We start from the raw sequence: 13,803 nt of genomic DNA on the forward strand, positions 1-13,803 counted from the left end.
ACGCGCAGACACGACGCCCCCGCGGATGTTCCGCGGGGGCGTCGTCGTGTTCGCGGTCGCGGATGTCGGAGGCCTCCGGCACACTGAGGTTCGACCCGAGGAGCCGCCATGTCCGATGCGCCCGCCGACACCCACGACGTGATCCGCGTGCGCGGAGCCCGCGAGAACAACCTGAAGAACGTCGACGTCGACGTTCCCAAACGGCGACTGACGGTGTTCACCGGAGTGAGCGGCTCGGGGAAGTCGTCGCTCGTCTTCGGCACCATCGCTGCCGAGTCCCAGCGGCTGATCAACGACACGTATCCGACGTTCGTGCAGCAGTTCATGGGCCAGCCGTCGCGTCCCGACGTCGATGCCCTTGAGAACCTCAGCGCCACGATCCGCGTCGATCAGGAGCGCATGGCACCCAACGCCCGCTCGACCGTGGGCACCGCGACCGACGTGCACGCGATGCTGCGCATGTTGTTCAGCAGGCTGGGTCAGCCGCACGTGGGGTCGTCGCAGGCGTTCTCGTTCAACGTCCCCTCCCTCTCGGGGGCGGGTGCGGTCGAGTTCGCGGCGGGCTCCCGCAAGGGGCAGAAGGAACGCCGGTCGTTCGAGATCACGGGGGGCATGTGTCCCGACTGCGAGGGGCTGGGCCAGGTGAGCGACATCGATGTCGCAGAACTCGTCGACGAGTCCAAGTCGCTCAACGAGGGCGCGATCCGTGTGCCGGGCTACACCGCCGACGGCTGGATGGTGCGGATCTACGCCGAGTCGGGATTCTTCGACGGCGACACGCCCGTGCGCGACTTCACCGCGGAGGAACGCCGCATCTTCCTCTACGGCGAACAGACCAAGGTGCGCATCGCCAACACGAACATGACCTACGAGGGGCTGGTCCCCAAGGTCACCAAGAGCATGCTGCAGAAGGACCGCGAGGGGTTGCAGCCCCACATCCGCGCGTTCGTCGACCGCGCGGTCACTTTCGTGGCGTGCCCCGCGTGCGGCGGCACGCGCCTGAACGAGGGTGCGCGCTCGTCCCGGATCGGCGGGGTGAACATCGCGGATGCCGCGGCGATGCAGATCACCGACCTCGCCGCGTGGGTGCGAAGCATCGACGACCCGTCGGTCGCGCCGCTCATCGGGGGTCTCCGCGACACGCTCGACGCCTTTGTCCACATCGGCCTCGGCTACCTCTCCCTCGACCGGGCGAGCGGGACGCTGTCGGGCGGCGAAGCGCAACGCACGAAGATGATCCGCCACCTGGGGTCGAGCCTGACCGATATCACCTACGTCTTCGATGAGCCCACGGCCGGACTGCACCCGCACGACGTCCAGCGGATGAACGACACCCTGCGCCAGCTGCGGGACAAGGGCAACACGGTGCTGGTCGTCGAGCACAAGCCCGAGGTCATCGAGATCGCGGATCACGTGGTCGACCTGGGGCCGCGCGCGGGACGAGCGGGCGGCGCCATCCAGTACGAGGGAGACGTCTCCGGTCTCCGCGCGTCCGACACCCTGACCGGCCGGTTCCTCGACCACCGTGCGCGGCTGAAGCCCGCGGTGCGCGAGCGGACCGGGGCGATCCCCATCCGCGGTGCGGCCCAGCACAACCTCAAGAATGTCGATGTCGACGTGCCGCTGGGCGTTCTCACCGTGGTGACCGGGGTCGCCGGATCGGGCAAGTCGTCGCTCATCCACGGCAACCTGCCCGAAGTCGACGACGTCGTGGTCGTCGACCAGTCGCCGATCAAGGGGTCTCGACGCAGTAGCCCCGCCACCTACACCGGCGTCCTGGATGCCGTCCGCGCGGCGTTCGCGAAGGCGAACGGCGTCAAGCCGGCGTTGTTCAGCGCCAACTCCGAGGGGGCGTGTGTCGCGTGCAAGGGCCTTGGCGTGATCGTGACCGAGCTCGGGTTCCAGTCCACGGTCGAGACGTTGTGCGAGCTGTGCGAAGGGTCGGGCTTCGCCGACGCGGTGCTGGAGTACACGCTGGACGGCAAGAACATCGCCGAGGTGCTCGCGATGTCGGTCGACGAGGCATCCGCTTTCCTCACGCGCGGTCCGGCGGTCGCCGTGCTGGGGCGTCTGGTCGAGGTCGGTCTGGGCTACATCACCCTCGGCCAGTCGCTGAACACCCTCTCGGGCGGGGAACGTCAGCGCCTGAAGCTTGCGATCTCGATGGCGAAGAAGGGGGCGGTGTACGTCCTCGACGAGCCGACCACCGGTCTGCACCTCGCCGACGTCGACACGCTCCTGGCCCTGCTCGACTCACTCGTGGATGCCGGCAACACCGTGGTCGTCATCGAGCACCACCAAGCCGTCATGGCGCACGCCGATTGGATCATCGATCTGGGGCCGGGGGCCGGCCGGGACGGCGGCACGGTCGTGTTCGAGGGGACGCCGGCGGCCTTGGTCGCCGCGGCATCCACCCTGACCGGCGAGCATCTGTCGCGGTACGTCGGGGCGTGAGGCGCCCGCCGGCATGGGGCGGCGCCGCGAGCACGTGGGCCGTGTCGATTCCGCGGGTGCGGGGTGCCGTCGTTCGTCAGCGGTGGCCCGCCGGGCAGCTCACGCCGGGGGAGTGACGGTCGCGGTGTGCAGGTGCCGGTCGCCGTGGGCGAGCACCTTGACGATGACGCCGCGTTGCCGGAGTTCGGCGACCGCGCGCGAGGCGTCGGTGCGGGAGACGCCGAGAACCTCGACGGTCGTGACCACGAGCACATCGCCGCGGCTCAGCGTGCCGAAGAAGCGGTCGAGACGCGCCGCCCAGTCCTCGAGCGTCTCGGGCGCGGGGTGGCGGAAGCCCTCGATGGGCACTCCGAAGCGTGAGAGGTCGTCTCGCTGCTGCACCACGGAGGGCAGACCCGGCCGCGACACCACGAGCCCGACGAGACGGGATCCCGCGGGACGGGCACGCCACCACGTTCCGTCGCCCTGCATCTCGGTGAAGCACTGGGGGCAGTCGGCCGCGGTGTGAGCGACGGGCGCGGTCGCGCTCACAGCGTCCGTGGACGCCGTCGTCGGGATGGGCTCGCTCATGGGCACCTCCACCTCTATTCTGCCGCACGCCCCGCCCGTCCCTCCCCGAGACTTCATCGCGCCGGCAACTGTGGCGCACCCTGCCGTAGGGATGTCGGCCCGATGAAGTCTCGCGGACTCGATGGACACCGGTGGCGCGGACAGGGCGCTAGTCCTCGCCGTCGATGCGGAGCTCGAGGCTCAGCTGGTCGGCGTCGAGCTCGGCGAGCGCGTGCCGGAGAGCCGCGGTGCTGTAGCGGCCGTCGTGGCTGATGCGGTTGAGCTCCCGCCGCATCGCCTCGATCGACGCCAGCCGCAGCTCGAGGAGGTCGCGCGCGCGAGCGGTCACATCGTCGTCGGGGGGCCGCGTGAGCCGGGCGCCGGCTCGCTCCACGAGCTCCGCGGGGAACGGCTCCCCGTTGCGCCGCGCCAGCGTTCCCGACGTGACCGCGGCGACCGCCGCTCCGCGGAGTTCGGCATCCAGGGCCCGCTGCTCTTCTCGCGTGGGTCCCGCGCCGCCGCCCTCGGACAAGCCCAGCGCCCGCACGACCGCCGAGAGAGTGAGTCCCTGCAGCAGCAGGCTGAAGAGAGCCACGAGGAACGCGACGAAGATCAACAGGGGGCGCTCGACCGTCTCCCGGGGCAGGGTCTGTGCCGCGGCGAGGGTGACGACGCCGCGCATCCCCGCCCAGACGATCACGGTGCCGTGCCGCCACCCCAGCGGTGCGTCGCGGTAGTAGTCGAGATCGGCCAGCGTGCGCGTGATGCGCCGACGCGCCCACGCGAAGCGTTCCCGCGCGCGCTCCGGACTCGCGCCCCGCCGACCGAACGCGTCGGGGTTGGCTCGGTACGCCTCCTCGAGGTCGTGGACGCGTTCGCTCGCGCGTCGCGCGCGTTCCCGCCCGCGGGCGGTGCCGCGGCTGCGCCGCCCCTGTAGCCAGATCAGGGCCGCGACGTAGACGGCGCGAATCAGCAGCGCGATGCCCAACGCCGACAGGGCCAGCCACGTCCCGTGCCAGAGGCCCTCGTGCTCCTGCAGGTTGGCGCGGACGATGTCCTTCAGCTCCAGTCCGAACACGAGGAAGACGCCGCCCTCGAGGATGAGCTCGATCGTGCGCCAGTTCAGCCGGTCGCTGACGCGCTGCTCCGGGGTGAACCGTCGCGCCGCCCCCTGGCCCGTGACGATCCCGGCGACGACGGCCGCGACGAGCCCCGATCCGCCGAGGTGCTCGGTGGGCAGGTAGGCGATGAACGGCACGGTGAAGCTCAGGGCGGTGTTGGCCGCAGGGTTGCGCACGCGTTCTCGGACGCGCAGGTTCCCCCACCCCACGAGGCCTCCCAGCGCGAGGGCCAGGAGAACGCCCCATGCGAAGCTTCCGACGGCATCCATGAAAGCGAACCCGGATGCCACGGCGGCCACAGCCGTGCGCAGGAGCACGAGCGCCGTGGCGTCATTGAGCAGGCTCTCGCCCTCGAGCATCGTGACCACGCGCGGGGCGATCCCGAGGCGCTTCGCGATCGAGGTGGCCACGGCATCCGTGGGGCTGAGGATCGCACCCAGGGCGACGCCGAGGGCGAGCCCGAGACCGGGGATCACCGCCGCGAAGAACAGACCCAGGCCGAGCGAGCTCAGCACCACGAGCAGGACCGAGAGCCCGGCGATGGGCGCGAAGTCGCGGCGGAACTCGATCGCGGGAAGCTGGACCGCTGCGGAGTACAGCAGGGGCGGCAGAACGCCGACGAGGATGATCTCCGGCTCGACGGCGAACGCGGGGACGAACGGCAGCAGGCTCACCCCGAGCCCGATGGCCATGAGCACGAGGGGCCCGGCGATATTGAACCGCGGTGCGATGACCGTGACCAGCGAGACCACCACGATCCCGCCGACGACGATGAGGAGGGGGTCGATCACCCTCCGAGGCTAGACCCGCGGCGACGCCTTCGACCACGTCGGCGCAGCCTCCGCCGCGACCGGCAGGGCCCTGGGGCGCTCAGCTCTCCGCGCGCACGGCCTCGGCGACGGCCTCGAGTCCGGTGAGCGTCTCGGCGAAGCTCGTCGACAGCGGCGCGAGACCGATCCGGAGGCCCCGCGGGTCGCGGTAGTCGGGGATGACGTCCTGCGCCCACAGGCGCGCCGTGACCGCCCGCATCGCGGGATGGGACAGCGTGACATGGCCGCCGCGTTCGGCGGGGTCCCGCGGCGACGCGAGCGTCACACCGAGCGGAGCCAGGATGCCGTCGCTCACGCGCAGCGCGAACGCGGTCAGCGCCACCGACTTGTCGCGGATCGCCGTGATGCCGGCATCCTGAATCAGGTCGAGCGTGTCCTCCATCGCCCGCATGGCGAGGACCGGCGGCGTACCGGAGAGGAACCTCCGCATGCCGTCGGCGGGCTCGTAGCGGGGCCCCATCGAGAAGACGTCGGCTGCGCCCATCCATCCCTGGATCGGCTGGGTCAGCGCGGACTGGTGTCGCGCGGCGACGTACGCGAACGCCGGCGACCCCGGACCCCCGTTGAGGTACTTGTACGTGCATCCGACCGCGAGGTCCACGCCCCACGCGTCGAGTTCCACGGGAACGGATCCGGCGGAGTGGCAGAGATCCCACAGGACGAGGGCGCCGGCCTCGTGGGCGATGCGCGTGAGCGTCTCGGCATCCGCCAGGTAGCCGGACCGGTACGAGACGTGGCTCAGCAGGACGACGGCGGTGCGCGGGCCGACCGCGGCGCGCAGCAGGTCGGCGTCCACTCCGCGGGTGGTGTCGACCTCGATCCACACGACCCGCGCCCCGCGCTCGGCGGCGATCCCCTCGACGAGGTAACGGTCGGTCGGGAAGTCGTCTCGACCGACGACGATCTCGACCCGTGCGGGGTCGCTCGCCGACCGCTCGGCGAGCGCCGCGCGGAGGAGCTTGTACAGCAGCACCGTCGTGGAGTCTCCGATGACCGTCTGCCCCGCTGCGGCGCCGAGCGCCAGATGCCCGAGCCGGTCGCCGATCCGGAAGGGCATCTGCATCCAGGACTCGTCCCACCCGCGGATCAGGCGTCCGCCCCACTCCGCCGTAACGAAGTCGGCGAGTCGTTGTGCGGTGACGCGAAGCGGGCGGCCGAGGGAGTTGCCGTCGAAGTAGACCAGCGGCGACTCCGCCCCGGCGAAGGCATCGCGGTGGCCGGCGAGGGGATCGGCGGCGTCGAGCGCTCGGGCCTCTGCGGCGAACGCGGCGCGGGGGTCAATCGACACGGGTGAGCTCCTCGGTGGGGACGACGATCGCGCGCGACAGCCAGGTCGCGAGGTCGGTGGGGTCGGTCGGGGCGGGGCCTTCGACGAAGCTCCGGACCGCGTCGGTGCGGGCGGGCGCGGGCCAGGGGTCGGTGAGGGATGCCACGAGGGCGTCGCCGCGGATCCCGGCCTGGTGCAGGGCGAGGAGCTCCCGGCGATTGACGCCGAGAGGGAGGCTGCCGTTACCGAGGTCGGTGCCGTAGAGCACGCGGCCCCCGCGGTCGGCGAACGCGCGGAGGTGCGAGATCGCGCGTTCGCGAGGGGGGCCACGGTGGATGTCGAGGGTCGAGATCCAGATCTGCCCGGTGTCGGCCGCGCGCCGGAGCGCCCGTCGGGAGAGCCCCGTGTCGGACGGGGTGTGAGCGAGCGCCGCGACGCCCGCGTCGATCGCCCGCTCGACCTGCCCGGCGCCCTGGGCGTGCGCAACGACGGGCAGACCTCGCTCGTGCGCGGCGGCGAGGAGCGCGGTCAGGACGTCGTCGGAAGGCACGGGGCCGGCGTCGGCGTTCATCGCCACCTTGATCACGGCGGCGCCGGCGTCGGCTTGCGCGTCGACGGCGGTGCGTGCGCCGCCGGGGACACCGGGATGCACCGAGGCGTTCGAGACGGTGTGCACGACCCGGTCGGGGGCCCAGGTGCGCCCACTCGGATACCCGCCCGGAACGGTGAGGAAGGCGCCGGCGAACCTCACACGCGGCAGCCCCGTCACCCCACGGGCAAGGGCCGCGGGATCACCTCCGAGATCGACGACCCCCGCGATTCCGCGGGCCGGCAGGAGGTGCGCATCGATGAGATGCGTATGCACGTGGTGGTCGATGAAGGCCGGGAGAGCCGTCCCGAGCTCACCGCTCGCGCGGCGGATCGGCCACGCGGCGGTGAGCATCGGATGGCGGGTCAGATGAGCGAGAGCTCGCGGAGCTTGGCCTCGACGTCGGCGTTCGACGGCTCGACGTGGTGCGAGGCGTCGGGGTAGACCACGACGGGAATGTTCGTGCGGCCGGAGATTTCTTTGGCGACGTCGGCGGCCGCCGGGTCGGCCACGAGGTCGACGTACTCGTAGGCGACACCGAGTTCGTCGAGCTGCTTCTTCGTGCGGATGCAGTCACGGCACCAGTCGGCGCCGAACATGCGAATGGATGCGTCGGACATGCTTCCAGCGTACGCGGCCGAGATGGGCCGCGGCCCGTCGGGCCGTCAGGCTGTCAGCTCGTCCTCGAGCGTCTCGGGGAGAGGGAGCCGGGAGAGCCGGTTCTTCTTGGGGGCGTAGACGACCAGCGCGTGATAGACGAAGCGGACGACGAAGGCGGCGATGAGAGTCAGCGCCGTCGCGATCACCACGTGGAGGTGCGCCGCGCTCACGAGCAGCCACAGCAACGGGATCCGGACGATCGCCTCGATGCCGTTGAACGTGAAGGACTTGAGGAACCGGTGCCGCATGAGACCGGACTCGGCACGCATGTCGGCGAAGACCAGGTACTCCAGCGCGAGGAAGTTCCCGATGATGGTCAGCACGCTCGCGATCACCGAGGCGATGAGGTACTGCACACCGAGGCTGGTCAGCCCCCACGTGATGAGGAGGTTCGCCACGGCGCCGAGGCCGCCGACGACGGCAAAGGCAGACATCCGGCCGAATCGGAGCATGGTCAGCTGGGTCAGGAAGCGCATGCCCTGACTGAACGAGGCTTTCGATTCGCCGGCGAAGCGGGCGGCGAACGAGAACGGCACCTCGGCCACGCGCATCTGCTTGCGCGCGAGGATCTCGAGCAGGATCTTGAACCCGCGCGGGCGCAACTCTTCGACGTCGAGTGCGCGGCGGTCGATGAGGAAGAAACCCGTCATCGGGTCGGAGCAGTTGTGCAGCTTCCGCGGGAACATCGCCTTGGTCAGCATCGTCGATCCCCGGGAGACCAGGGTGCGCACGGCGTTCGCGAGCCCGTCGGACGTACCGCCCGCGATGTAGCGGGAGGCGACGACCACATCCGCGTCGCCGACCTCGGCGCGCGACAGCAGCTCGGCGATGACCTCGGGCGGGTGCTGTAGGTCGCCGTCCATCACGACGCAGAAATCGGATGCCGCCGCGCGGATGCCCTCGACGACGGCGCCGCCGAGACCGCCGACGGGCTGGTCGCGGTGCAGCAGGCGCACCGGAACGGATGCCTCCGCCGAGACGGCGCGGATGATGTCGGGGGTGTCATCGGTGGAGTCGTCGACGAAGAGGATCTCGATGGCTCGACCGGGGAGTGCAGCAGTGGTGCGGCGGACGAGCTCGGCGACGTTCGGACCCTCGTTGAAGGTCGGAACGATGACGGATAGGTCCATGGGTACTCGCGTTTCGGTGAAGCCAGAAGTACACAGCGTAGACCGGCCGACGCGTGCCCAAACTGGGATTGTGGATCAGTTACCTGGGAGCTAGCGGGACGTTCACGTTCGCGAGCGGTGCCATTTCCCCCGTCGTCAGCCGATGGCATCCCTCAGATCATCGACGGTCATGCCGTAGTTCACGCGGATCACCGGCAGCGCGAGCTTGTCGGTGCCGATGCGGACGTACCCGGGCTCGACCGTCCGGCCGAGCTCGAATCCCGCGCGTCGCAGACCCTCTTTGGTCGTGTCGTCATGGTGACCGAAGGGGTAGGCGACGACCTCTTTCGCGCCGAGGATCGCCGCCGATTGCGACAGGTCGGCGGCGATGGTGTCGGCGTCATCGTTGACCATCCGGCCCCGCCCGTTCGCTCCGGCACGGTGCATGTCGTGCGTGTGTGACCGCTGCAGCACGAAGCGGTTGGGAGTGCTCTCGGTGCGGGCGGAGGTGATGACGAAGGAGGTGGTCAGGAGCTGGCGACGATCGACGATGGGTGCCGCCAGCTCCAGCCACGAGCTGTCGGCGTCGTCGTCGGTGATCACGACGGAACGCTTCGGCAGATACAGCGCCCCGTCGATGAAGGCGCTCACCTCGTCCCAGGTCGGCAGGTAGAACCCGGACTCCTGGATGTACGCCATGTGCGCGTCGAAGTCGTCGACGAACGCGTAGTTGCCCCGGAGCCACCCCTCCTCGCCCTCCGGCTTCCGAGTGAACTGGTGGTACATGAGGATCGGGATGCCGGCGTCCTCTGCCACGTTCGCCTCGGGGGTCGTCCATGCGGCGTACAGCGTCTTCTCCCGGGCGCTGCAGGCGACCAGGTCGGCGCCGTTCACGCGCGCCGGGACCTCGAGCGACTCGGCCTCGGCGGCGGTGGAGTACCAGCCCGCGAACACCCGGCCGTCGGCGCGGGGAAGGGGCAGGGCTTCGTACCTCGCCTCCTGGGTCTGCATCTGGGGCTCGATGGCGATGCCGTCCCCGGCGAACGACACGACGCACGCCCGGGGATCGCGCGTGGTGGACAGCAGCTTCTGCGCCGGGGTGAGAGGGGTGGGCGTCGGGGTCGGCGTGCGGGTCGGCGTCGCGGTGGCGGGCTGATCCGCCTCGACCGCGGGTGTTCCCAGAGCGCCGCGCGTCACGGCGACGGCGGTCACGCCTCCTGCCACGAGAACGGCCGCCACGACGACGGCGACCGTGCGCCGAAGGCGCAGGCGTCGGGCAGCCCGGCGGCGTTGCGCGCGCGTGACCATCGAACCTCCCCCACCCAGTTGTGGTGATCGTCCCCACGATCACGGCGATCCTAGCGAGGACGATTCGCGCAGTTCCCGCACCATCGCGCAGAGCGCGGCCCGCGATGATGGGTTCATGATCCGTATCGGCATCGTCGGAACCAGTTCGATCTCGGAGCGCCTGGCGGATGCCGTCGGCGCGGTCGACGGCGTGGAACTGGGTCGCGTGGCCTCGCGCGACCCCGAGCGGGCACGTGCCTTCGCCGACCGCATCGGCGCGCCCGGTGTCGCCGACGGCCTTCACGCCCTCCTCTCCGCCGACGACGTCGACGCCGTCTACCTCGCCAGCCCCAACGCGGTGCACGCGGAACAGATCCGCGCGGCCCTGGATGCCGGCATCCCGGTGCTCGTGGAGAAGCCCGCCGTCCTCACGGCGGGGGATTGGAACGCTCTCGTGCAGCGCGCGCGGGACCGCGGTGTCGTGCTGCTCGAGGCGATGCGGACGGCCTACGACCCCGGCATCCGCGCGGTCGCGGACGTGCTGCCGCGGCTCGGCCGGATCCGCCGCGTCTCGTTCCGGTACGAGAAGCGCTCGGCGCGGTACGACCACGTGCTCGCGGGCGAGCAGACGAACATCTTTGACCCGGCGCTGGGTGGCAGTGCGCTGCGCGACCTGGGGGTGTACCCGCTGCACGCGCTCGTGCTGCTTTTCGGAGAGCCGCGCGGGATCGACGGGTCTCGCGTGGGAATCGCGTCGGGTACGGACGGGCTGGGCAGCGCCACGGCGGAGTACGACGGCTTCATCGCGGACGTGGCGTGGTCGAAGATCACCGACACGGCGCTCCCGAGTGAGATGCAGGGCGAGGACGCCTCGGTGACGATCGACGCGATCGACGCTCCGCGCCGGCTCGAGCTGATCCCGCGGGGCGGCGTCCCCGAAGTCATCGAGGTCCGGGCGGCGGAGAACCCCATGATCGGCGAGGTCGAGCGATTCCGAGATGCCGTGCTCGGCGCCGACATCACCCGCGACCAGGACCGTACGGCGCAGACGCTTCGCCTGGTCGATCGGCTCTTGGAACGTCCGCTGCGCTGACCTCGATTCATCCGTCGTTTCCTCCCGCGCGATAGGAAGGGGGGATGACACGGACCGGTACCGTCCTCGAGGTCTTCCTGGCGTTCCTCCGGCTGGGCGTGACCTCGTTCGGCGGTCCGATCGCCCACCTCGGGTACTTCCGCGACGACCTCGTCGTGCGCCGCCGCTGGATGGACGACCGGGCCTACGCGGATCTCGTCGCCCTGTGCCAATTCCTCCCCGGCCCCGCGTCGAGCCAGGTGGGCTTCGCGATGGGGCTGCAGCGCGCCGGCTTCCTCGGCGCCCTCGCGGCGTTCCTCGCCTTCACCCTGCCGTCGGCGGTGCTGCTGATCGCGTTCGCCGCCGGGGCCTCGCTGTTCGGCGGCCCGGTGGGCGGCGGCATTCTGGACGGACTCAAGATCGTGGCCGTCGCCATCGTCGCCCAGGCCGTATGGGGAATGGCGCGTTCGCTCACCCCCGACGCGCCGCGCGCCGGCCTCGCCGTCGTCGCCGCCGCCCTCGCGCTCTTCGCGCCCGGCGCGGTGGGGCAGATCGGTGCGCTCATCATCGGCGTCGTCGCCGGGCTGCTCCTGCTGCGCGACGGCGGCGCCGAGGCGGGCGCGTCGGTGCCGGGCTTCGGCGTCTCGCGGGCGATGGGGATCGGATGCCTCGTCCTCGTCGCCGTGGCGCTCCTGGGGCTGCCTGTTCTGGCGGTCGTCACCGGTTCGGGCGTGATCGCGCTCGCCGATGCCTTCTTCCGATCGGGGGCTCTGGTGTTCGGCGGCGGGCATGTCGTCCTGCCGCTGCTGCAGGCCGAGGTCGTGCAGAACGGGTGGGTGTCGCCCGACACGTTCCTCGCCGGCTATGGCGCCGCGCAGGCGGTGCCGGGTCCGCTGTTCACGTTCGCCGCCTATCTGGGCGCGGTGTCCTCCGTCGGGCCGGGCGGGGTGGTGGGCGCGCTCGTCGCGCTCGCGGCGATCTTCGTCCCCGGTTTCCTCGTTCTCGTCGGGGTGCTGCCCTTCTGGGACGCGCTGCGCGGCCGTCCCCGCGTGCGCGCGGCGATGAGGGGCGCGAACGCGGCCGTCGTCGGCATCCTGGGCGCGGCGCTGTACACGCCGGTCTTCACGACCGCCGTGACCGGACCCGGGCCGTTCGTGCTGGCGCTCGTCGGGTTCGTACTGCTGACGGCGTTCCGTGTCCCTGCCTGGGTCGTGGTGATCGTGGGAGCGGTGGGCGGCGTCGCGCTCGCGCTGACGTAGGCGGCGGGCTCGCATCCGGAACCGCGGAGCGGCCGGGGAAAAGCAAAACCCCCGCGATGTAGAAGCTACGCGAGGGTTTCTGGGGTGATTGTAATGATCACCCTTGTGGCTCCGACCGGCATCGATCCGGTGACCTTTCGATTTTCAGTCGAACGCTCTACCAACTGAGCTACAGAGCCGAGCGACATGTCTGCCGCTTCCTAGACGAAAGGCCTCCTCGAAAGAAGGCCCGTCGCTATGGAGCGACCCTGACGGGACTTGAACCCGCGACCTCCGCCGTGACAGGGCGGCACGCTAACCAACTGCGCTACAGGGCCATGCTTGTTTAATTGTGACCGGTGAGTGACCCCAACGGGATTCGAACCCGTGCTACCGCCGTGAAAGGGCGGCGTCCTAGGCCGCTAAACGATGGGGCCGGATGATGCTCGGATTCTTGCGATTCCGTGCTCACTTGCCGACGACCGAGCCTACTTCATGATTCTCGAGATTGCCAATCGAGGGCGTGGCGCTCCGCCGCCCTGGCGTGTCGAGGGCCCACACTGGGCTGCGACAGCGGGAACTCGCCCTGTTGTTCGTGTGATTCGTGTTGCTACTGTGGTCCGAGTTGCGAACCGGTGAGATGAGGTATTCCCGTGACGCCTGAACCCCCCGACGGCGCGGACGACTGCGGTTGCGCGCCCACCCCTGCGGAGCGGGCCCGTCTCTGGCCGTCGTTCGATCGGCGGAGCGCCCTGAAGATCGGTGCCTTCGGCGCGGTCGCGCTCGGCGCTCTCGGCGCCACCGTCCCGTCGCTGGTCTCCTCTTCGCCGGCGTTCGCTGCCGACTACCCCTCGTGGGCCGACGTGGAAGCCGCGCGCGCCAACGAAGCCGCGAAGGCGGCCGAGATCAGCCGCATCCAGGGCCTCATCGCCGGGCTGCAGTCCGAGGTCGCGCGCACGCAGGCCGAGGTCGTCGCGCGCTCGGACGAGTACTACGCGGCGCAGCAGGCCTACTTCGATGCGGACTACCGCGCCCAGCAGCTCCAAGCGCAAGCCGACGCGGAAGCGGCGAAGGCGACGGATGCCGCGACCAAGGCGGGGAAGGTCGCGGCGCAGCTGTACCGCAGCGGCGGTGACGACACCTCGCTCGATCTCTTCTTCTCGGGCTCGGCGGCGACGGCGGATGACCTGCTCTCCAAGCTCGGGACGATGGACAAGCTCCTCGAGCGCAACCGCTCGGTGTACGCCGCCGCGGTGGCGGCTCGCGACAGCGCAAAGAACCTCAGCAGCCAGGCCGCAGACGCCAAGGCCGAACGCGACCGCCTGAAGACGATCGCCGAAGAGAAAATGGTCGCCGCACAGCAGGCTGCGGACGCTGCACAGGCCGCCCTCGCGGCGCAGCAGGCCAACCAGGTCGTGCTCGAGGCGCAGCTCGCGGCGCTCAAGGACACCACGGCCAAGACCGTGGCCGACTACCAGGCCGGCGTCGAGGCCGAGCGCAAGGCGCGTGAAGAGCGCGAGCGCCGCGCTCGTGAGGAAGCCGAAGCCCGCGCCCGGGCCCAGCGCGAGCAGGAGGAACGCGACCGTCGGAACGCGGCCGCCAACTCCGGTGGCGGCGGTGGTGGCGG

The 13,803-nt window shown here is 70.7% G+C and carries 11 protein-coding genes and 3 tRNA genes; 4 read left to right on the forward strand and 10 right to left on the reverse strand.

The features are described from left to right. Nucleotides 1-108: 108 nt before the first annotated feature. The gene (locus tag MHY30_RS06540; RefSeq protein WP_239276072.1) at nucleotides 109-2,454 is read left to right on the forward strand and encodes an excinuclease ABC subunit UvrA; all 2,346 of its coding nucleotides are present in this window, start codon (nucleotides 109-111) and stop codon (nucleotides 2,452-2,454) included. Between the two features lie 99 nt (nucleotides 2,455-2,553). Here MHY30_RS06540 and MHY30_RS06545 read toward each other — a convergent pair whose 3' ends face one another. From MHY30_RS06545 to MHY30_RS06575, 7 genes are all read right to left on the reverse strand, one after another. Then, complete coding sequence (locus tag MHY30_RS06545) at nucleotides 2,554-3,024, reverse strand: dehydrogenase (protein ID WP_239276073.1); 471 nt, start codon at nucleotides 3,022-3,024, stop codon at nucleotides 2,554-2,556. Between the two features lie 148 nt (nucleotides 3,025-3,172). Beyond that, nucleotides 3,173-4,915, reverse strand: coding sequence for a sodium:proton antiporter (locus MHY30_RS06550; RefSeq protein WP_239276074.1), 1,743 nt, complete (start codon nucleotides 4,913-4,915; stop codon nucleotides 3,173-3,175). A 79-nt stretch (nucleotides 4,916-4,994) separates the two neighbouring features. Beyond that, complete coding sequence (locus MHY30_RS06555) at nucleotides 4,995-6,242, reverse strand: aminotransferase class V-fold PLP-dependent enzyme (protein ID WP_239276075.1); 1,248 nt, start codon at nucleotides 6,240-6,242, stop codon at nucleotides 4,995-4,997. Beyond that, complete coding sequence (locus tag MHY30_RS06560; RefSeq protein ID WP_239276076.1) at nucleotides 6,232-7,164, reverse strand: hypothetical protein; 933 nt, start codon at nucleotides 7,162-7,164, stop codon at nucleotides 6,232-6,234. The genes MHY30_RS06555 and MHY30_RS06560 overlap by 11 nt, the downstream gene beginning before the upstream one ends. Nucleotides 7,165-7,175: 11 nt before the next feature. After that, nucleotides 7,176-7,430 carry a glutaredoxin domain-containing protein gene (locus MHY30_RS06565; protein WP_022879717.1) on the reverse strand — a complete coding sequence of 85 codons (255 nt, stop codon included), beginning with the start codon at nucleotides 7,428-7,430 and terminating at the stop codon, nucleotides 7,176-7,178. A gap of 45 nt (nucleotides 7,431-7,475) precedes the next feature. Next, complete coding sequence (locus MHY30_RS06570; RefSeq protein WP_239276077.1) at nucleotides 7,476-8,600, reverse strand: glycosyltransferase family 2 protein; 1,125 nt, start codon at nucleotides 8,598-8,600, stop codon at nucleotides 7,476-7,478. A 135-nt stretch (nucleotides 8,601-8,735) separates the two neighbouring features. Next, complete coding sequence (locus tag MHY30_RS06575) at nucleotides 8,736-9,887, reverse strand: polysaccharide deacetylase family protein (protein WP_239276078.1); 1,152 nt, start codon at nucleotides 9,885-9,887, stop codon at nucleotides 8,736-8,738. 115 nt (nucleotides 9,888-10,002) lie between these two features. Here MHY30_RS06575 and MHY30_RS06580 point away from each other — a divergent pair, with 115 nt between their 5' ends. After that, nucleotides 10,003-10,959, forward strand: a complete 957-nt coding sequence (locus tag MHY30_RS06580) for a Gfo/Idh/MocA family protein (protein ID WP_239276079.1) — start codon at nucleotides 10,003-10,005, stop codon at nucleotides 10,957-10,959. Nucleotides 10,960-11,003: 44 nt separating this feature from the next. Then, nucleotides 11,004-12,197 carry a chromate efflux transporter gene (gene chrA, locus MHY30_RS06585; protein WP_239276080.1) on the forward strand — a complete coding sequence of 398 codons (1,194 nt, stop codon included), beginning with the start codon at nucleotides 11,004-11,006 and terminating at the stop codon, nucleotides 12,195-12,197. Between the two features lie 106 nt (nucleotides 12,198-12,303). On the opposite strand, the gene MHY30_RS06590 is transcribed toward chrA, so the two are convergent. From MHY30_RS06590 to MHY30_RS06600, 3 genes are all read right to left on the reverse strand, one after another. Further along, nucleotides 12,304-12,376 (reverse strand) — tRNA-Phe (locus MHY30_RS06590). Nucleotides 12,377-12,440: 64 nt separating this feature from the next. Next, a tRNA-Asp gene (locus MHY30_RS06595) sits at nucleotides 12,441-12,514 on the reverse strand. A 26-nt stretch (nucleotides 12,515-12,540) separates the two neighbouring features. Further along, nucleotides 12,541-12,613, reverse strand: a tRNA-Glu gene (locus MHY30_RS06600). Nucleotides 12,614-12,829: 216 nt separating this feature from the next. Between MHY30_RS06600 and MHY30_RS06605 the strand changes: the two genes are divergently transcribed. Next, the coding region (locus MHY30_RS06605) for a M23 family peptidase (protein WP_239276081.1) at nucleotides 12,830-13,803 on the forward strand (974 nt) is incomplete at its 3' end.

The organism is Microbacterium sp. ACRRU, assembly GCF_022346945.1.
Lineage (GTDB): Bacteria > Actinomycetota > Actinomycetes > Actinomycetales > Microbacteriaceae > Microbacterium > Microbacterium mcarthurae.